Source organism: Jiella sp. M17.18 (assembly GCF_041027365.1).
Taxonomy (GTDB): domain Bacteria; phylum Pseudomonadota; class Alphaproteobacteria; order Rhizobiales; family Rhizobiaceae; genus VKMB-3413.
Genome location: NZ_JBFTEH010000003.1, coordinates 391,318 through 409,436 on the forward strand (window position 1 = coordinate 391,318; position 18,119 = coordinate 409,436).

At 68.4% G+C, this 18,119-nt stretch carries 15 protein-coding genes; 11 read left to right on the top strand and 4 right to left on the bottom strand.

All coding sequences use genetic code 11. The features are described from left to right. The first annotated feature begins 362 nt into the window (after positions 1 to 362). Complete coding sequence (locus AB5S17_RS08260; protein ID WP_369238078.1) at positions 363 to 2,633, top strand: transglycosylase domain-containing protein; 2,271 nt, start codon at positions 363 to 365, stop codon at positions 2,631 to 2,633. 151 nt (positions 2,634 to 2,784) lie between these two features. Here the strand turns inward: AB5S17_RS08260 and AB5S17_RS08265 are convergent, their stop codons facing one another. Genes AB5S17_RS08265 through AB5S17_RS08275 form a run of 3 tightly spaced genes read right to left on the bottom strand, consistent with a single transcriptional unit; the run spans position 2,785 to position 5,127 of the window. After that, positions 2,785 to 4,017: a DUF3618 domain-containing protein gene (locus AB5S17_RS08265; RefSeq protein ID WP_369238080.1), complete on the bottom strand. Its 1,233-nt coding sequence runs from the start codon at positions 4,015 to 4,017 to the stop codon at positions 2,785 to 2,787. After that, positions 4,014 to 4,415: a phage holin family protein gene (locus AB5S17_RS08270; protein WP_369238082.1), complete on the bottom strand. Its 402-nt coding sequence runs from the start codon at positions 4,413 to 4,415 to the stop codon at positions 4,014 to 4,016. Before AB5S17_RS08270 ends, AB5S17_RS08265 begins: the two co-directional genes overlap by 4 nt. After that, a complete protein-coding gene (locus tag AB5S17_RS08275) occupies positions 4,405 to 5,127 on the bottom strand; it encodes a hypothetical protein (RefSeq protein ID WP_369238084.1) in 723 nt (240 codons plus the stop codon). Before AB5S17_RS08275 ends, AB5S17_RS08270 begins: the two co-directional genes overlap by 11 nt. 419 nt (positions 5,128 to 5,546) lie before the next feature. Between AB5S17_RS08275 and dnaK the strand changes: the two genes are divergently transcribed. The 9 genes from dnaK to AB5S17_RS08320 all read left to right on the top strand — a co-directional run bounded on the left by dnaK (position 5,547) and on the right by AB5S17_RS08320 (position 15,908). Then, positions 5,547 to 7,478, top strand: a complete 1,932-nt coding sequence (gene dnaK / locus AB5S17_RS08280; protein WP_369238086.1) for a molecular chaperone DnaK — start codon at positions 5,547 to 5,549, stop codon at positions 7,476 to 7,478. A gap of 197 nt (positions 7,479 to 7,675) precedes the next feature. Next, positions 7,676 to 9,865 (top strand): methyl-accepting chemotaxis protein, encoded by a 2,190-nt coding sequence (locus AB5S17_RS08285; protein ID WP_369238088.1) that lies wholly within the window; start codon positions 7,676 to 7,678, stop codon positions 9,863 to 9,865. Between the two features lie 262 nt (positions 9,866 to 10,127). Next, positions 10,128 to 11,216 carry an acyltransferase family protein gene (locus AB5S17_RS08290; RefSeq protein ID WP_369238090.1) on the top strand — a complete coding sequence of 363 codons (1,089 nt, stop codon included), beginning with the start codon at positions 10,128 to 10,130 and terminating at the stop codon, positions 11,214 to 11,216. Positions 11,217 to 11,381: 165 nt separating this feature from the next. After that, complete coding sequence (dnaJ, locus tag AB5S17_RS08295) at positions 11,382 to 12,524, top strand: molecular chaperone DnaJ (protein ID WP_369238092.1); 1,143 nt, start codon at positions 11,382 to 11,384, stop codon at positions 12,522 to 12,524. A 107-nt stretch (positions 12,525 to 12,631) separates the two neighbouring features. Beyond that, the gene (locus AB5S17_RS08300; protein WP_369238094.1) at positions 12,632 to 13,258 is read left to right on the top strand and encodes a class I SAM-dependent methyltransferase; all 627 of its coding nucleotides are present in this window, start codon (positions 12,632 to 12,634) and stop codon (positions 13,256 to 13,258) included. A gap of 46 nt (positions 13,259 to 13,304) precedes the next feature. After that, positions 13,305 to 13,964, top strand: a complete 660-nt coding sequence (locus tag AB5S17_RS08305; RefSeq protein ID WP_369238096.1) for a class I SAM-dependent methyltransferase — start codon at positions 13,305 to 13,307, stop codon at positions 13,962 to 13,964. Next, on the top strand, positions 13,961 to 14,545 hold the full coding sequence (locus tag AB5S17_RS08310) for an NADPH-dependent FMN reductase (RefSeq protein ID WP_369238098.1): 585 nt from the start codon (positions 13,961 to 13,963) through the stop codon (positions 14,543 to 14,545). Before AB5S17_RS08305 ends, AB5S17_RS08310 begins: the two co-directional genes overlap by 4 nt. A gap of 109 nt (positions 14,546 to 14,654) precedes the next feature. Then, positions 14,655 to 15,257 (top strand): HdeD family acid-resistance protein, encoded by a 603-nt coding sequence (locus tag AB5S17_RS08315; RefSeq protein ID WP_369238100.1) that lies wholly within the window; start codon positions 14,655 to 14,657, stop codon positions 15,255 to 15,257. 3 nt (positions 15,258 to 15,260) lie between these two features. Beyond that, complete coding sequence (locus AB5S17_RS08320; RefSeq protein ID WP_369238102.1) at positions 15,261 to 15,908, top strand: hypothetical protein; 648 nt, start codon at positions 15,261 to 15,263, stop codon at positions 15,906 to 15,908. Between the two features lie 35 nt (positions 15,909 to 15,943). On the opposite strand, the gene AB5S17_RS08325 is transcribed toward AB5S17_RS08320, so the two are convergent. Continuing rightward, on the bottom strand, positions 15,944 to 16,699 hold the full coding sequence (locus AB5S17_RS08325) for an SDR family NAD(P)-dependent oxidoreductase (RefSeq protein ID WP_369238104.1): 756 nt from the start codon (positions 16,697 to 16,699) through the stop codon (positions 15,944 to 15,946). Between the two features lie 222 nt (positions 16,700 to 16,921). On the opposite strand from AB5S17_RS08325, the gene AB5S17_RS08330 reads away from it, so the two are divergent. After that, on the top strand, positions 16,922 to 18,106 hold the full coding sequence (locus tag AB5S17_RS08330; protein ID WP_369238348.1) for an ABC transporter substrate-binding protein: 1,185 nt from the start codon (positions 16,922 to 16,924) through the stop codon (positions 18,104 to 18,106). Positions 18,107 to 18,119: the final 13 nt, after the last annotated feature.

The window sequence follows — 18,119 nt, forward strand, 5'->3', positions numbered from 1 at the left end:
GGCGGGCGGGAATCCATCCAGGGCGCCGCGGCGCGACATAGCGTTCGACCGGCGCGAGCTGCGGAGCCCGCGACGGCTTTCCGGACACGGAAGAGGGGCGGCGACGATCCGCCGTTCGGCGCCCTCGATCCGGCGGCGGTCGCCTTTCCGCCGAGGGCCGATCCTTAAGGCCCCGTTAAATCGCCGCATTTAGAAGGGTATCTGATGCGGACGGCGCGCGCCGTCCGGCGGCGACCGCCCGCCCGGCGCGTTCGAGGGGAACCGCGCCGTCCGTCCGCTTCGACAGGACGAGGGGAAGTTTGGGGTAGGCCCCGCATCGCGGATGCGGGAAGCCTCGCCGATCGGCGAACGGAAGGCATTGAATGGCGGCGAGACGGCGCGAGCGCATCGAACCGAGCTTCGATGGTCCACGCGAGGAAGACGACGGCCTGCGCATCAGCGCGGACGACCGTGCCGTACCGACGGCCGCCAACGATGCGCGCCGCAAGAAGGCCAACACCAAGACGTCCCGCGGCAAGGCCAAATCATCGAGCGCGGCAAGCGGCCGCCGCGGCCGCAGGTCCGGCGGCTCGGGCGGCGACGGCGGCAATGGCCGGCGGCGCAAGCGCAGCTTCATCGGCCATCTCTTCCGCCTGTTCGTCGGCCTCGGCCTGTGGGGCGGCCTCGCGACGGCCGCCATGGTCGGCTATTTCGCCATGAAGCTGCCGTCGGAATCGTGGAAGATTCCCGACCGCCCGCCGAACGTGAAGATCGTCGACGTCCATGGCGATCTCATCGCCAATCGCGGCGTCACCGGCGGCGAGGCGGTCTCGCTCGACGAGATGAGCCCCTACATCCCGGAGGCGGTCATCGCCATCGAGGACCGGCGCTTCTACGACCACTGGGGCGTCGACCCGATCGGCATCCTGCGGGCGTTCGTCAAGAACATGTCGGCCGGCGAAACGGTCGAGGGCGGCTCGACGCTGACCCAGCAGCTCGCCAAGAACGTCTTCCTCGATCCCGAGCAGACGCTCGAGCGCAAGGTCCAGGAGGCGGTGCTGGCGCTCTGGCTGGAGCACAAGTTCACCAAGGACCAGATCCTCGAGATGTATCTCAACCGGGTCTATTTCGGCTCGGGAGCGACCGGCGTGCAGGCTGCGGCGCGGCGCTATTTCAACGAATCGGCGAAGGACGTGACGCTTGCCCAGGCGGCGACGCTGGCCGGCCTCCTGAAGGCGCCCTCGCGCCTGTCGCCGGCGCGTGATCCGGAAGCCGCCAAGGCACGCTCCGAGGTGGTGCTGGCCGCCATGCTCGACGAGGGCATGATCACCAAGAGCCAGTACGACAACGCCAAGGCCCAGAAGCCGACCGACGCCAAGAGCTACTGGACGGGCGCCGAGCACTACTCGGCCGATCTCGTGATGCGGGACCTCAAGGGCCTGATCGGCGACGTGAAGCAGGACGTGGTGGTCGAGACGACGCTCGACCTGCCGCTGGAGAAGACCGCCGAAAAGGTGCTGCGCCAGACGATCGACGGCTCGAAGCAGAATGTCAGCCAGGGCGCGCTCGTCGCCGTCGACGGGACGGGATCGATAAGGGCGCTGGTCGGCGGGCGCGACTATGCCCAGAGCCAGTACGACCGCGCGGTCGACGCGCGGCGCCAGCCGGGCTCCGCCTTCAAGCCGTTCGTCTATGCGGCGGCCATGGAGAAGGGTTACCGCCCGGAATCCGTGATGATCGACGGCCCGGTGAAGATCGGCAACTGGACGCCGGAGAACTACGAGCGCGACTATCGCGGCCCGGTGACCCTCAACTACGCCCTGACGCATTCGCTGAACACGGTCGCGGCCAAGCTCGCCGACGCGGTCGGGCCGCCGGCGGTCATCGACATGGCCAAGCGCCTCGGGATCAAGTCGCCGCTCGCCGACAACGCCTCGATCGCGCTCGGAACCTCGGAAGTCTCGCTGGAGGATATCACCGGCGCCTATTCGACCTTCGCGAACGGCGGCTATCTCGCGACGCCCCACCTCATCAACAAGGTGACGACGACGAGCGGCAAGGTGCTGTGGGAGCGCGGCGCGGAGGTTCCGCCGGTCGTGCTGTCCCCCGATGTCGTCGGCATGATGAACGCCATGATGACCAATGTCGTCAATTCCGGCACCGGCCGGCGCGCAAGGCTGGACGGCTGGCAGGTGGCCGGCAAGACCGGCACGACGCAGGACTTCAAGGATGCCTGGTTCGTCGGGTCGACCGCCGCTCTCACCACCGGCGTCTGGCTCGGCAACGACAACGGCGCCAAGATGAAGCGCGTGACCGGCGGCTCGCTGCCGGCCGATGTCTGGCACAAGTTCATGACGGTCGCGATGAAGGGGCTGACGCCGACGCCGCTGCCGGGCGACTACCATATCGGGCAGCCGCAGCAGCCGCTGACCGCCGACAGCTCGGACATCAACAACGGCTATGACGACGGCGGCTTCTACGATTCCAACAACAGCGGCTACTACAGCCAGGCCGGCGAGGGGCCGCCGCGCAGCCCGGGAGGCGGCAACGTCTATGATCGCGAGCCGCCGCCGGGCGTGACGGTCGAAGGCCGGGCGGATGGCGGCCGCGAGAGCGACCGGTCGCTGTTCCGCCGGATCTTCGGCGGCTTCTGAGGCCGGTCCGGGCGACGGCCCGCAAGGGCCAGGACCGGCAGAGCTCGGACACGGAAAGGCCCGGCGGTCGAAAGACGCCGGGCCTTCGCTGTCATCGGCCGCCGCGAGGCGCCGGTCATTCCGCCGAAAGCCCGGCGGCCGACCGGGCTCCTCAGGCGAGCCCTTCCTTCTTCGCTTCCGACTTCGCCGCGTCGGTGGCGGCCTTGCCGACGTCCGCAGCCTTTTCGGCCAGCGTCTCGCCTTCGCCGGGCTTCGGCTTCAGCCCCTTGGCCTCGGCTTCGTCGCTGCCCGCCTGGTAGGCGGTCTCGGCGACATGCTCGGCCTTGTGCAGGGCGTCGCGGCCCTCTTCCCAGGCCCGGTCGCGCAGATGGTCACGCGTCTCGCCCATCCATTCGTCCTCGCGGCGGGTGGAGGGCAAGGCCGCGCCGATCGCCGCGCCGACGGCGACGGCGATCGCGCCGAAGACCAGCGGCTCGTCCTGCAGGGCGTCCAGCAGGCCGCGGCCGGCGCGCCGGCCCATGCGGTAGACGTCGTCGCCAACGTGCCTCGCGCCGTCGGCGGCGTAGCGCCCGCCGCGCCAGGCGGCGGCGGAGGCGTCATGCGAGGCGCGGCGCATCGAATCGCTCGCCGCATGCGCGGCGTCAGAGACCCGGTGTCCGGCCCTTCCGGCGGCATCGGCCGTCGCATGGCCGGCCCGGCTCGCGGCATCGCTGGCGGAATGGCCGGCGCGGCTCGCCGCGTCGCCGACGCTCGATGCGGCGCCCGAGGCGCTGTGACCGGCGGACGACGCGGCGCCCGAGATGCTCGATCCCGCCGAGGACAGGCCGGATCCCGCGCTGGAGGCCGCCGACCGTGCACGGTCGCCGAGGCCGGGACCGCCGGATCCGCCGCTGGAGCCCGAACCCGACGAGCTCCAGGAGGAGCGGGCGGAACTGCCCGCCCCGGCCGCCGGACCGAAGTCGCGCGCCATGTCCTCCTGATAGTCGGACGGGGAGCCTGCGGCGCGGTAGGCCCTGTCGTCGCCGGGATAGGCGCCGCGGGGCATGCCGCGATGCTCGGAGCCGGGCGGGAACGCTTCGCCGAAGCGGTCGTAGCGCCGGTCCTCCCATTCGTGCCGCAGGCGGTCGCCCTGCGCCCTGACGCCGGAGCCGGCGAACAGCCAGGCGATGCCGGCGCCGACGAGGCCGAGAGCCAGCGGATTGTCCCGCACCTGCCGGCCGAAGTTCTGCACCATCTCGGCGCCCTGGCCTTCGCGGACATAGCCCGACAGCTCGTCGACGATCTGGCCGACGGACAGCTTGCCGCGCAGTTCGTCGAGGGTGGAATCCAGATGCGAGCGGTGCGTTTCGGCCTCGTTGGCGAGGCGTTCGGTGTCTGTGCTCATCGGGTCTGCTCCTTCACCAGCCGGGAGTCCTCGCGCAGCTCATGGGCGGTGCGGTTGGGCATGAGGTTGTCGGGTCTGAGGTCGCTGCGTCCCTTGGCGAGAAGCGCGGCGCCGATCGCCGCCAGGACGACGCCGACGATCAGCGCGGCCCAGCCGGCGCCCATGTCGCCGATCTGTGCGATCGCCGCGACGAGCGCCGCAGCCAGCGTGATCAGCGAGACGAGAAGGCAGATGGCACCGGCGGCGATGGAGCCGCCGCCCATCTCGACCTGGCGGATCTTGTCGGAGATCTCGGCGCGCACCAGCTGGCCTTCGGTCGAGATCAGCTCGCGCGTCTCCTTCAGAAGGTCGATCAGAAGGTCCGGGACGGAGCGGGTGTCGTGGGGCTCAGCGGCCATGGTTTCCTCCGCTCGGCGTGGTCGTGGAAGGGGTGGTTGCCGGCTTGCTGCCGACGGTCGTGCTCGGGGTCGCAACCGGCTGCGGCCGGGCCGTCACCGGCTCGCGGTCGCGCGGATAGGCGGCCTCGGACGGACGCGGCTGCGCGGCATAGCTGCGCGCATAGTCGCGCGGGGCAGCCGGAGCCCGGTCGGGGCGATGCGGCTGGCGAGATGCGCCGCTCCCGGCGTAGCCCCCGTGTTCGTGCTCGCCCGAGGCGCGCGCGAAGCGGCCGAGGGCGACGCCCGCGAGCGCCGCGCCGACGAGGAAGGTGGTCGGCCGGCTGCGGGCGAAACCCGCCACCGAGCGGACGATCTCGTCGACGCTCCGGCCGTGGATCGAGCGGGAAGCATCGCCGAGCCCGGTCGCCATCTCGCGCACCAGCGAAGCAGCCATCGACTGGTCGCGCTCGCCGAGTTCGTCGGCGGCCTTGCCGATCGCGGCGGCGAAGTCGTCGAGGCTGCCGGCGACGGTCTCCTTGCCCTGGTCGGCGCCTTCATAGGCGCGCTCCTTGGCGGTGCCGGCGAGGTTTTCGGCCTGGTGCCGCGCCGAATCGGCGGCAGCCTTCGCCTCATGCCGGGCCGATCCCGCTTCCTGTCCCAGGCGGTCGGAGGTCTTGGAAAGGTCGTCTCGGGCCTTGTCGGACGCCGGTGACCGGTTCGTGTCGGATGTCATGTCGCGTCTCCCTAGCTCAGTCCCAGAAAGGACAGGATCGCGAGTACGACGACGATCAGTCCGATGAGATAGATGATGCTGTTCATGGATTGGCTGCTCCCTCGAGCCGTCAGCTTGGGGGGCCTCCGGCGAGGGTCGCTGGAGGCGTGATGGATAGGGAAGTCGCCCTTGCGGCATGCGGTTCCCTTCCCATGGACGGCTAACGGTTTCGCCGGCCGCTCGGGAAAAGCGTTGCTCACCAAAGCGCGAGCGACTGTCTTGCAGGTGGAAAAGCCGCTTCATATATAGCCGGCAGCACCGGGGCGCCGGCCATTTCGGGTCGGAATCGGCCCGGCGCCATTCCAACCATGTCGGGGGCTGCCCATCTCGGAATGCCTCGTCGAGGGTCCAGGGCGGCTCGCTTGAAAAGGAGAATGCAGATGGCGAAGGTGATCGGTATCGACCTTGGCACAACCAATTCCTGCGTGGCCGTCATGGACGGCAAGAATGCGAAGGTGATCGAGAACGCCGAAGGCGCGCGCACGACGCCGTCGATGGTCGCCTTCACGGATGACGGCGAGCGCCTCGTCGGCCAGCCGGCCAAGCGCCAGGCGGTCACCAATCCCCAGAATACGCTGTTCGCGGTGAAGCGCCTGATCGGCCGCCGCTACGACGATCCGACGGTCGCCAAGGACAAGGGCCTCGTCCCGTACTCGATCGTGCGCGCCGACAATGGCGATGCCTGGGTCGAGGCGTCCGGCGACAAGTACTCGCCCTCGCAGATCTCGGCGATGATCCTGCAGAAGATGAAGGAGACGGCGGAGTCCTATCTCGGCGAGAAGGTCGAGAAGGCCGTCATCACCGTTCCCGCCTACTTCAACGACGCCCAGCGCCAGGCCACCAAGGACGCCGGCAAGATCGCCGGCCTCGAGGTGCTGCGCATCATCAACGAGCCGACCGCCGCCGCTCTCGCCTACGGGCTCGAGAAGAACGACGGCAAGACGATCGCGGTCTACGACCTCGGCGGCGGCACCTTCGACGTGTCGGTCCTCGAGATCGGCGACGGCGTCTTCGAGGTGAAGTCGACCAATGGCGACACCTTCCTCGGCGGTGAAGACTTCGACATGCGGCTCGTCGACTACTTCGCGGCGGAGTTCAAGAAGGACCAGGGCATCGACCTGAAGAAGGACAAGCTCGCCCTGCAGCGCCTGAAGGAAGCGGCGGAGAAGGCCAAGATCGAGCTCTCGTCCGCTTCGCAGACCGAGATCAACCTGCCCTTCATCACCGCCGACCAGTCCGGTCCGAAGCACCTGACGATGAAGCTGACGCGCTCGAAGTTCGAGAGCCTCGTCGACGACCTCGTGCAGCGCACCGTCGATCCGTGCAAGGCGGCGCTCAAGGACGCGGGCCTGTCGGCTTCCGACATCGACGAGGTCGTGCTCGTCGGCGGCATGACCCGCATGCCGAAGGTGCAGGAAGTCGTGAAGAACCTGTTCGGCAAGGAGCCGCACAAGGGCGTCAACCCGGATGAGGTCGTCGCCATGGGCGCCGCGATCCAGGCCGGCGTGCTGCAGGGCGACGTCAAGGACGTGCTGCTCCTCGACGTGACGCCGCTGTCGCTCGGCATCGAGACGCTGGGCGGCGTGTTCACCCGGCTGATCGACCGCAACACGACCATCCCGACGAAGAAGTCCCAGGTCTTCTCGACCGCCGAGGACAACCAGAACGCCGTGACCATCCAGGTCTTCCAGGGTGAGCGCGAGATGGCGGCCGACAACAAGCTGCTCGGCCGCTTCAACCTCGAAGGCCTGCCGCCGGCACCGCGCGGCGTCCCGCAGATTGAGGTGACCTTCGACATCGACGCCAACGGCATCGTCAATGTCTCGGCCAAGGACAAGGGCACCAACAAGGAGCAGCGGATCACCATCCAGGCCTCCGGTGGTCTGTCCGACGCCGACATCGAGAAGATGGTGAAGGACGCCGAGGCGAATGCCGACGCCGACAAGAAGCGTCGTGCGGCCGTCGAGGCGAAGAACCAGGCCGAGAGCCTCGTCCACTCCGCCGAGAAGTCGCTGGCCGATTACGGCGACAAGGTCTCCGAGGCCGACCGCGGCGCGATCCGCGCGGCGATCGACGACCTCAAGGCCGAACTCGAGAAGGAGGAGGCCGATGCCGACGCCATAAAGGCCAAGAGCGAGAAGCTCGCGGAAGCCTCGATGAAGCTCGGCCAGGCCATGTACGAGGCGGCGCAGGCGAATGAAGGCGCCGAGGCCGAGGGTGGTGCCGAGGCCTCCTCTGAGGCCAAGGACGATGTGGTCGACGCCGACTTCGAGGAAGTCGACGACGAGCAGGACCGCAAGAAGTCGGCCTGATCGCCGATACGCGCTCTGCCCAATGCAAAGGCCCCGGCGGGCGATCGCCGGGGCCTTTTTCGTTGCGGAAGTCTCGCCGCGCCTCAACGGCAGCTGCCGCCTTTGAATCGAACTTGCCTTAATCCTTCGGAAGGACTGCCTGTCGTAGTTGTGAGGCCTCAATCATCGCGGCGCGGTATCGCTTGAGGTGGCCCGACATGACCCTGCGTTCCCTTTCGACCAAGCTCCTTCTTCTGGCCGGCGGGACCGTCGGCTTCATCGTGCTCGGCGCGGTCGGCTATTCCGTGTGGCAGACGAAGACCGACGCCGAGCAGCGGGTCTATCAGCAGGCGAAGGACGAGGCGCGCGACGTCGCCAGTCAGATCGGCTCGCAGATCGGCCAGGCAGCCGCGGCCGGCAAGACCATGGCCGGCATTATCGCGGCCGGCCACGAGGCCGGCGAGCGCAGCCGCCAGGCGGTGATCGCCATGCTGCAGTCGGTCGCCCTGCGCAACGACACCGTCTTCGGCGCCTGGATGGCCGAGGCGAAGGGGGCCTATGACGGCTTCTCGATGAAGGGGGCGCCGGGCGCCAACGACGACGGGATCTTCACCCCCTACTGGACGAAATCGAAGACCGGCGACGTGACCTTCTCGACCTTCAAGGCCGATTATGACGCGCCCTGGTACAAGATGGCCGCGACCACCGGCAAGGGCGCGGTGACCGAGCCCTACATGGCATCCGCCGTGAAGGTGCTGATGGCGTCGGCGGCCTTTCCCCTCGTCGACAGCGGCAAGACGATCGGCGTCGCCGGCGTCGACTTCAGCCTCGGCGAACTGTCGAAGATGCTCGGCGGCCTGTCGCCTTTCGACGGCGGCCGGGTGATGCTCGTCTCCGGCAGCGGCAAATGGCTGGTCAACCCGGACAATGCCTTGCTGACCAAACCCTACGAGGGCGCCGGCGCCGATAGCGTCACCAAGGCGCTGTCCGATGGCGAACCGCAGATCGTCTCCGGGATCGACCAGGGCGCCTTCGAGCGCGTCGTCTATCCCTTTCCCCTGCCGGGTCTCAATTCCAGCTGGGCGGTGCTGGTCGACGTTCCCGCCGCCACCTTCACCGCGCCGGTCGAGGCGGCGGTGGTCAAGCTCCTGATCGGCGGCGGCATCGTGCTGGCCGGCGTGCTGATCGTGCTCATGCTGTCGGTGCGCGGCGTCGTCACCCGGCCGCTCGCCAGGCTGCTTGCCTCGGTCGAGGCTCTGAAGCAGGGCGATTACGACCGCGAGGTGGACGGGCGCGAACAGGCCGATGAGATCGGCACGCTGGCGCATGCGCTGGAGGGCTTCCGCCATCAGCTGAAGAGCGGCATCGCCGCGGAAGTCGCGGCCGATGTCGAGCGGCAGAAGGCCGAGCGGGTCCGCCAGGAAGGCGAAGCCGAGCGGCAGGCCTCGGCGGCCGAGCAGGCCCGCATCGTCGCTTCGCTTGGCGCCGGCCTCGCGCGCCTCGCCGAGGGCGATCTCGCGCACGGCCTGGAAGGCCGGTTCGACGGCCCGTATCGCCAGCTGAAGGAGGACTACGAGACCGCCGTCCGGCAGCTGCGCGCGACGATCGCGGCCGTTGCGGGAGCGGTGACCAGCATCGACACCGGTGCGCAGGAGATCGGCACGGCGACCGACAACATGACCCGCCGGATCGAGAGCCAGGCCGCGAGCGTCGAGGAGGCGGCCGCCGCGCTCGACGAGATCACCGGCCGCGTCAACAAGAGCGCCGAATTCGCCCAGGCGGCCGCGACGACGGTCGGATCCGCGCGCAGCGACGCCGAACGGACCGACGCGGTCGTCCGGCAGGCGATCCAGGCGATGCATGCCATCGCCGGATCCTCGCAGCAGATCGAGACGATCATCGGCGTCATCGACGAGATCGCCTTCCAGACCAACCTGCTCGCGCTGAACGCCGGCGTCGAGGCGGCGCGGGCGGGCGAGGCCGGCAAGGGCTTTGCGGTGGTCGCCCAGGAGGTCCGCGAGCTGGCCCAGCGCTCTGCCGGCGCCGCCAAGGAGATCAAGGGCCTGATCGCGACCTCCGCCGGCGAGGTTGAGCAGGGCGTCGACCATGTCGGCAAGGCCGGCGAGGCGCTGCAGCGGATCGCCAGCCAGGTCATGGAGATCGACGGCCAGGTCAAGGCGATCGCGAACGGCGCGCGCGACCAGGCGATCGGCCTGAAGGAGATCAACGGGGCCGTCGGCCAGATGGACCAGGTGACCCAGCAGAACGCGGCGATGATCGAGGAAGCGAACGCGGCGACGCAGGCGCTGCGCAGCGAGGCGGCCGAACTCGGACGTCTGATCCAGCGCTTCGACGTCGGCACCGGCGAGGCGCGGCCGCAGCGGCCGGTGGTCGCGCGGGCGGCGTAACCCTGCCGCACGCATCTTCGCCGGCCTTGGCGCCGGCGAGGGCGCCGAGGCTGCTGCGGGCCCGCGCGGCATCCGGTGGAGCATGCCGGCTCTGATGTCCAGGGCCCGGCCGAGGGCAAACGGGTGTTGAACGACCCCACGGCACCCCGGAAGTTTAAGGATAGATCAAACCTTCGCTTGCATTCCCGTCGCATCGGCGCTTCTGTTCGAGGACCGCCTTGGTACCCGTCCGAAGTTAAACGGCAGATCCTGCGAGCGAGTCATGCACTACCGCATTTTCGACTGTTGGCGCTTTCTTGCCGCGCTGCTGATCATGGCCTACCATTTCGTCTATTCGGCACCTTACGGGGCTCAGGCAGGCGCGGATTTTCTGCATCGACTCCTGCCGCTGCTCGACATGTTCTTCATGATCTCGGGCTATCTCATCACCACGCGCTACGCCGAAAAGCTCACGTCCTTCTCGAGCTATGGCACCTTTCTGCGGAGACGCGTCGCGCGCCTCTATCCGCTGCATGTGCTGATCACCCTGTTCTTCGCCGCGGTCGCCGTCTTCGCGATGCTGATCGGCGCGCCCCATTACGGCTGGCGCCACGACCTCGAAGCCTTGCCGGCGCATCTTCTCGTCCTGCACGCGCTCGGGACGACCGACGGACTGGCGCTGAACTACGTGTCCTGGTCGATCAGCGCCGAGTTCTTCTCCTATGCGCTGTTTCCGGTCGTCGTCCTGTCGCTGCGGCGGTGGGGGCTGCGCGGGTTGCTGCTTGTTCTCGCCGTCTGGATCGGGGCGCTGGAACTCGCCTCCTGGTGGGGCGTCTTCCCGTCCGGCCATTGGACGACGGCCGATTCCATGGGAGCCTATCGCGCGTTCGCGGATTTCATGATCGGCGGCTTCCTGGCCGAAGTCGTGCGGCGCCGCCTCGTCCGGCTGAATTCGCACTGGCCGGGCGTCGTGCTCATCGTCGCGGCCGTGGCCGCCATGCTGCTGCGACTGTCCTATCCGCTCGTCTTTTCGCTTCTGGCTGCCGCCTTGACCACCACCGCGCTGGCGGAGACGGAGGCTCCCGATTCGACCGCCTTCCTGGAGCCGCTGATGCCGCTCGCCCGGGTCTCGTTCGGGATCTATATCTGGCACCCGGTGATGGAGTTCTTTTTCCTGACTGTCCTCTGGGACCGCATCGTCGGGCCGATGAACCTCGTCGGCTTCTACGTCTATTGGACGCTGCCGATGATTGCCTCGATCGCGGCCGCCCTGCTGTCGGCGCGCTATCTCGAGCCGCCGCTCGCCCGGCTTGTGGCAGGGCCGTCGCGACGGGGGAGACAGCCGGAGGCGGTGTCGGTGGCGCCGGCTTGAAGAGCGAAGCGACGCGGCGCGGCCGGTTTTGCGTCGCCCATCCCCCTATGGTATCTCGCGCCAGCCGTTCCTAAGTGAGAGGCATGTTACTTGACAGGTGCGGAGGCTGACGCCGGCGTCCGCGCCTTTCGATGTTCGCCCGTCACAGAAATCATGGAAGCGTGAATGAAGGCCGATTACTACGAGATGCTCGGCGTGTCCCGCGAGGTCGACGAGAAGGGGCTGAAAAGCGCGTTTCGCAAGCTCGCCATGCAGTATCACCCGGATCGCAATCCCGGCGACGCGCAGGCGGAGGTGAAGTTCAAGGAACTCGGCGAGGCCTACGAGGTCCTGAAGGACCCGCAGAAGCGGGCCGCCTACGACCGCTTCGGCCATGCGGCGTTCCAGAACGGCGGCGGTGCGGCGGGCGGCTTCCGCGGCGACTTCGCTTCCTCGATGGCGGACATCTTCGACGACATCTTCGGCGAGATGATGGGCGGCCGGGCCCGCGGGCGCCAGACCGGCGGGTCTGGGCGCGAGCGCGGCTCGGATCTGCGCTACAACATGGAGATCTCGCTGGAGGAGGCCTTCGCCGGCAAGACGGCGGAGATCGGCGTTCCCACCACGATCCAGTGCGACGAATGTTCGGGCAGCGGCGCTGCCCCCGGCACCAGCCCGAAGACCTGCCCGACCTGCGGCGGCGTCGGCCGCGTGCGGGCGGCGCAAGGGTTCTTCTCGATCGAGCGGACCTGTCCGGCCTGCGAGGGGCGCGGCCAGGTGATCTCCGATCCGTGCGGCAAGTGCGGCGGCGACGGCCGGCTGCCCGAGGAGCGCACGCTCTCGGTCAACATCCCCGCCGGCATCGAGGACGGCACGCGCATCCGGCTCGCCGGCGAGGGCGAGGCGGGCCTGCGCGGCGGCCCGGCGGGCGACCTCTACATCTTCCTGTCGATCAAGCCGCACGAGTTCTTCCAGCGCGACGGGGCCGACCTGTTCTGCAAGGTGCCGGTCTCGATGGTCACGGCGGCGCTCGGCGGACATTTCGACGTCACCACGCTCGACGGCAATACCAGCCGCGTGAAGGTGCCGGAGGGGACGCAGGCCGGCAAACAGTTCCGCCTGCGCGGCAAGGGCATGCCGGTGATGCGCGCCGCCCAGTCCGGCGACCTCTTCATCCAGGTCTCGGTGGAGACGCCGCAGAACCTGTCGCGCCGTCAGCGGGAGCTCCTGGAGGAGTTCGAGCAGATCTCCTCGACCGACAACTCGCCGCAGTCGAACGGCTTCTTCGCGCGGATGAAGGAATTCTTCGAAGGCTTGAGCGAAAGCTGACGCGCTCCATGTTGGGCGGACGGCGCACCGCCGTCGTGAAAGCGTTACATCGCGCGGGCATCACGACGCGGTTAGCCGAATCGCTTCCGAGGGACGGAGGTCAACGAGTGCTGGACATCCCGCAGCCGCGGCCACGCAAGCCCCCCCGGCCGCGCCTCAAGGTCAGCGACGAGGCGCGCTTCTTCAAGGGCTGGCTGCAGCGCCCGCTGATCATGGGGGCGGTCTCGCCGTCCTCCCGGTGTCTCGGCCGACGCATGGCGGGCTACGTGCCGGACCCTCGCAGCTTCGACGCGGATTCGCGGGTTCTGGAACTCGGCCCCGGCACCGGTGTCGTGACGCAGTGCCTGATCGAACGGGGCGTGCCGGAGAGCGCACTGGTTCTCGTCGAATACAGCCGTGAGTTCTGCGTCCTTCTGCGGGCCCGTTTTCCGAAGGCGCATGTGATCCAGGGCGACGCCTACGATCCCGGCACCGCCTTCGGCAGCCACCTCCACGGCAGACGGCTGGAAGCGGTCGTCTCCAGCCTGCCGCTGTTCACCAAGCCGGACGAGAAGCGCGAGCAGATCGTCGGCGGCTCGCTCGAACGCATCGTGCCGGGTGCGCCCTTCATCCAGTTTTCGTATGCGCTGACCCTGCCGGTGAAGCCGGAGCGCGTCGCCGCCCGCCTGGAAACCAGTCCATGGATCAAGCGCAACCTTCCGCCGGCCCGCGTGCTGGTCTATCGCGCCGCGTGAGCGGCAGTCCTTCAGTCCTTCCGCAAAGAGCGACGAGTTCCAGAACATGGCGATGAAGAGCGAGGCGAAGATCGGCGACACGGGCGGCGGCGACTGGCTGCCCTTCCTGGCGACATGGGCGCGGCACCCGATCAAGATGGGCGCCGTCGCGCCGTCGAGCCGCAGCTACTGCGAGATGATGGTCAACAACGCCACGACCGATCTCGACGGGCCGATCCTCGAGCTCGGCCCGGGTCTCGGCGTCGTCACGCGCGCGCTCCTGGAAAAGGGTGTCGCGCCCGAGCGCATCACCTCGATCGAATATGAGGAAGAGTTCGCGCGAAAGCTGCAGCGGCGCTTCCCGAAGGTGAACGTCATCCACGGCGACGGCTTCGACCTCGACAAGACGCTGGGGAGCTCCGCCGAGACGCAGAAGTTCGCCGCCATCCTCTTCGCCATTCCGATCGTCAGCTTTCCGCAGGAGTGGCGCCAGACTCTCTTCACCGACTATTTCCGCCGGCTGCGGCCGGGCGGCAACCTCACCCAGCTGTCCTACATGCTGACGCCGCCGGTGCGGCCGGTGCCGGGCGTCTTCACCGTCTCCTCCTCGCCGCGCGTGTGGAACAACATTCCGCCCGCCCGGGTCTGGATCTACTCGCAGGAGAGCGCGGCTGCGGGCGGTGCAGACGGCGAGGTCGCCGACGCCAGCGAGGCACACCCTTCTTGAGCGCCAACATCCTCGTTCTGCCGGGCTCGATCCGCGCCGGATCGCACAATCGCCGGCTCGCCGCCGAGGCGATGCGCATGCTGTCGCTGACCGACGCCGTGGTGACGCGGCTCGACCTTTCGGACTACCCGCTGCCGATCTACGACGGCGACCTCGAGACCGACGGCGGCGTGCCGCAGAACGCGGTGCTCCTCGCCCAGCGGATCGCGTCCCAGGACGGCCTGCTGATCGTCAGCCCGGAATACAACAACTCGATCCCGCCGCTCCTGAAGAACGCGATCGACTGGACGAGCCGCGTGCGCAAGGTCCAGGGGCGGCCGATCCAGCCGTTCAAGGGGCTGGTCGTCGGGCTCGCCTCCGCATCGCCCGGCCGCTTCGGCGGCATGCGGGCGCTGGAGACCGTGCGCATCGTCATGCGCTCGCTCGGCGCCGACGTCATCACCCAGCAGTGCAGCGTGCCGAATGCGGCGAGCGGCTTCGACGAGCAGGGGCATCTCACCGACGACATCGCCCGGACCAATCTGGAGGCGGTGGTCGACAAGCTGCTGGACACGACTCGCAGCCTCAGCCGCCACGCCTGACGGCGCGGGCGGCGATTATCCGTCCTCCGGCGGAACCGCCGGTCGTCGCGTCACATTTGTCCGTTAGTTGATCCTGAGAGCGATCAGGCGCTAGCGACGGAGAGCGACGATGACGATCGACCCGGACAAGGTGGACGTGGCCGCGACACGGGAGATGCAGCGCAAGGTGCAGCGGCACCTGCACGATCACTGGAAGTCCTATGCCTTCCAGGGCGGGCTGATGATCGTCGTCGGGATCCTCGCGATCCTCGCGCCCTTCGTCGCGACGCTCGCCTCGACGCTGTTCTTCGGCTGGCTGTTGATCTTCGGCGGCATCGTCGGCGCGATCTCGGCCTTCCGGGCGAACGGCGCGCCGGGCTTCTTCTCCTCGATCCTGCTCGCGATCCTCGCCGTCGTCCTCGGCGCGGTCATCATCTACGACCCGCTCGCCGGCGCCGTCACCCTGACCTGGGCGCTCGCGGCCTTCTTCCTCCTGTCCGGCATCTTCAACCTGTCGATCGCCAGCGCCCTGCGCGCTTCCACCGGCCGCTTCTGGCTGATCGTGATCTCCGGCGTCGTCGATATCGTGCTCGCCGCCTATCTGATCTTCGGCCTGCCGGGCACCGCCGTCTGGGCCGTCGGCCTGTTCCTCGGCATCTCCTTCCTGACCTCCGGCTTCGGGCTTCTGTTCTCGGCGCTCGACGCGCGGAACAACCCGCCGCCGCGGCTCTGAGCCATGGCTGGTGAACGGGAGAAGGAGATCGTCCGGCGGCTTCTGGAGCGCACGCCACAGACCTTTGCCGGCGAGATGGGCCTCGATCTTTCGAAGAATACGCCGATGCCGCTGTTCCTCTGGCTGGTGGCCGCCAACCTCTTCTCCGCCCGCATCTCCGCCGACCAGGCGCTGCGCGCCGCCAAGGCGTTGAAGGACGCCGGGCTGACGACGGCCGACCACATGGCCGAGGCGACGTGGAAGGAGCGGGTGATCATCCTCAACCGCAACGGCTATGCACGCTTCGACGAGAAGACCTCGCGCTTCCTGCAGGACATGGCCGACCATTGCCTCGCCGACTATGGCGGCGATCTCAGGAAGCTGCGCGAGGCGGCAGGGCGCGATCCGGCAGAAGAACGACGACGCCTGAAGGCCTTCAAGGGCATCGGCGACGTCGGCGTCGACATATTCTTCCGCGAGGTGCAGGTCGTCTGGGACGAGCTCTATCCCTTCGCGGATAAGCGGGCTCTAAGGGCGGCGCAGGCGCTCCGTCTCGGCGAGGATGCCGAGGCGCTGGCGAAGCTGGTCGAGCGGGCCGACTATCCGCGGCTTCTCACCGCGCTCCTGCGCGCCGACCTCGACGGGAAGATCGACGAGATCGGCGCAGGCTGATCCGGCTCGGAGACCCTCGGCTGCCGATGACGGCGTCAGACGTGCTGGCCGCCATTGATGTGAAGCTCGGCGCCGTTCACATAGGACGACTGGTTCGAGCACAGGAAGAAGATCACGTCCGCCACCTCCGCCGTCTGGCCGAGCCGGCGCAGCGGGATGTCCTCGATCATGTTCTCGGTGCCGGGCGACAGGATCGCCGTCTCGATCTCGCCCGGCGCGATGGCGTTGACGCGGATGCCGGCCGGGCCGAAATCGTGCGCCATCTCGCGCGTCAGCGAGTTCAGCGCCGCCTTCGACGTCGCATAAGCCGTGCCGGCGAAGGGATGGACGCGCCCGCCCGCGATCGAGGTGACGTTCACGATCGAGCCCTTGGCCTTTGCCAGCTCCTTGAACAGGCCGCGGGCGAGGATGATCGGGGCGAAGAAGTTCACCTGAAAGACGTCGCGCCAGACATGCATGGGCGTGCGGATCGAATCCAGCCGCGCGCCGGCCTCGCCCTTCGGCGAGATGCCGGCATTGTTGACGAGAGCGTGCAGCTCCGAGCCGTTCGCCTCCAGCCGCCGGCGGATTTCGGAGACGGCATAGCCGACGTCCTCCTGGTCCGACAGGTCCACGCGGATGTGGTCCTCCGGGCCGGCGGGCCAGGGGCAGTCGTCGGAAAAGTCCTGGCGCGAGCAGGTGATCACCCGCCAGCCTTCGCGCGAGAAGCGCTTCACCGTCGCGTGGCCGATGCCGCGCGAGGCACCCGTCAGCACCAGCGTCTTGCGTTCGTCACGAGGAGCGTCGGACATGGTCTTGATCTTTCTTCATCCGCATCGAAGGGCGCCTGCGGCCGCGATCACGTTGCGGTCATCGGCAGGTCTTCGGGAGTCGCGTTTCTTGCCTTTAGCACGAACAGTCAGCCAACACTGCCTTGATCTGGAAGGGAAGCGCCGAAAGTGGATGCACACACTCTACAAATCGCGTCACGCCCGCTGCGGCGCATCGCGGCTGCAGTCGCCCTCGCGCTCGCGGTGATGGCGGCGCAGCCTCTGCCTGCCGCGGCCGCCGATCCCGATCCGGCCGACTGGCCCGCGATCCTGAAGGCGGCGAAGGGCGAGACGGTCTATTTCGACGCCTGGGGCGGCTCGCAGAACATCAACGACTATATCGCCTGGGCCGCCGGCGAGGTGCAGCAGCGCTACGGCGTCACCCTGAAGCAGGTCAAGCTCGCCGACACCGCCGACGCCGTCGCGAGGGTCGTGGCGGAGAAGACGGCCGGCAAGGACAAGGGCGGCTCGGTCGATCTCATCTGGATCAATGGCGAGAACTTCGTCGCCATGCAGCGTCAGGGCCTGCTCGCGCCGGGCTTTGCGACGAAGCTGCCGAACTGGCGCTATGTCGACACCGCGAACCCGACGATCACCACCGACTTCACCGTTCCGACGAAGGGGCAGGAGAGCCCCTGGGGCGGAGCGAAGCTGGTCTTCTTCGAGGACACCGCGCGCTCCGGCCCCGTCTCGGGCATGCCAAAGACGGCGGACGAGCTGCTGACCTATGCCAAGGCGCATCCCGGCCGCTTCTCCTATCCGGCGCCGCCGGATTTCATGGGCTCGAGCTTCCTGAAGCAGATCCTGATCGACACGACGCCAGATCCCGCGATTCTCCAGAAGCCCGCGACCGACGCAAACTTCGAGGCGGCGACGGCGCCTCTCTGGGCGTGGCTCGACGCGATCCGGCCGGCGCTGTGGCGGCAGGGGCGCGACTATCCGCAGAACTATCCGGCGATGAAGCAGCTCCTCGCCGACGGCGAGCTCGACATCATCTTCGCCTTCAACCCCGCCGAGGCGTCCTCGGCGATCGCGGCGGGCGAACTGCCGGATACGGTACGATCCTTCGTGTTCCCGGCAGGGACGCTCGGCAACACGCATTTCGTCGCGATCCCCTACAATTCGTCGGCCAAGGCCGGCGCGATGGTGGTCGCGAACTTCCTGCTCTCGCCGCAGGCGCAGCTGCGCAAGGAGAACCCGCAGTACTGGGGCGATCCGACCGTGCTTTCGATGGACAAGCTGCCGGAGACGGACCGGAAGGCCTTCGCCGCCCTCGACCGCGGCGTCGCGACCCTGCCCCCGTCACAGCTCGGCCCCGTCTTGCCGGAGCCCGACGCCTCCTGGATGACGCGCATCGAGGCGGAGTGGAAGAGGCGCTACGGCGGCTGAGGCGGAGAGGGCC

What these genes read in the sequence shown, in the direction of transcription:
- AB5S17_RS08270 (WP_369238082.1), bottom strand. Translation starts at nt 4,415, where the DNA reads ATGGCCGCTGAGCCCCACGACACCCGCTCCGTCCCGGACCTTCTGATC.
- AB5S17_RS08260 (WP_369238078.1), top strand. Translation starts at nt 363, where the DNA reads ATGGCGGCGAGACGGCGCGAGCGCATCGAACCGAGCTTCGATGGTCCA.
- AB5S17_RS08265 (WP_369238080.1), bottom strand. Translation starts at nt 4,017, where the DNA reads ATGAGCACAGACACCGAACGCCTCGCCAACGAGGCCGAAACGCACCGC.
- dnaK (WP_369238086.1), top strand. Translation starts at nt 5,547, where the DNA reads ATGGCGAAGGTGATCGGTATCGACCTTGGCACAACCAATTCCTGCGTG.
- dnaJ (WP_369238092.1), top strand. Translation starts at nt 11,382, where the DNA reads ATGAAGGCCGATTACTACGAGATGCTCGGCGTGTCCCGCGAGGTCGAC.
- AB5S17_RS08285 (WP_369238088.1), top strand. Translation starts at nt 7,676, where the DNA reads ATGACCCTGCGTTCCCTTTCGACCAAGCTCCTTCTTCTGGCCGGCGGG.
- AB5S17_RS08290 (WP_369238090.1), top strand. Translation starts at nt 10,128, where the DNA reads ATGCACTACCGCATTTTCGACTGTTGGCGCTTTCTTGCCGCGCTGCTG.
- AB5S17_RS08325 (WP_369238104.1), bottom strand. Translation starts at nt 16,699, where the DNA reads ATGTCCGACGCTCCTCGTGACGAACGCAAGACGCTGGTGCTGACGGGT.
- AB5S17_RS08315 (WP_369238100.1), top strand. Translation starts at nt 14,655, where the DNA reads ATGACGATCGACCCGGACAAGGTGGACGTGGCCGCGACACGGGAGATG.
- AB5S17_RS08305 (WP_369238096.1), top strand. Translation starts at nt 13,305, where the DNA reads ATGGCGATGAAGAGCGAGGCGAAGATCGGCGACACGGGCGGCGGCGAC.
- AB5S17_RS08275 (WP_369238084.1), bottom strand. Translation starts at nt 5,127, where the DNA reads ATGACATCCGACACGAACCGGTCACCGGCGTCCGACAAGGCCCGAGAC.
- AB5S17_RS08320 (WP_369238102.1), top strand. Translation starts at nt 15,261, where the DNA reads ATGGCTGGTGAACGGGAGAAGGAGATCGTCCGGCGGCTTCTGGAGCGC.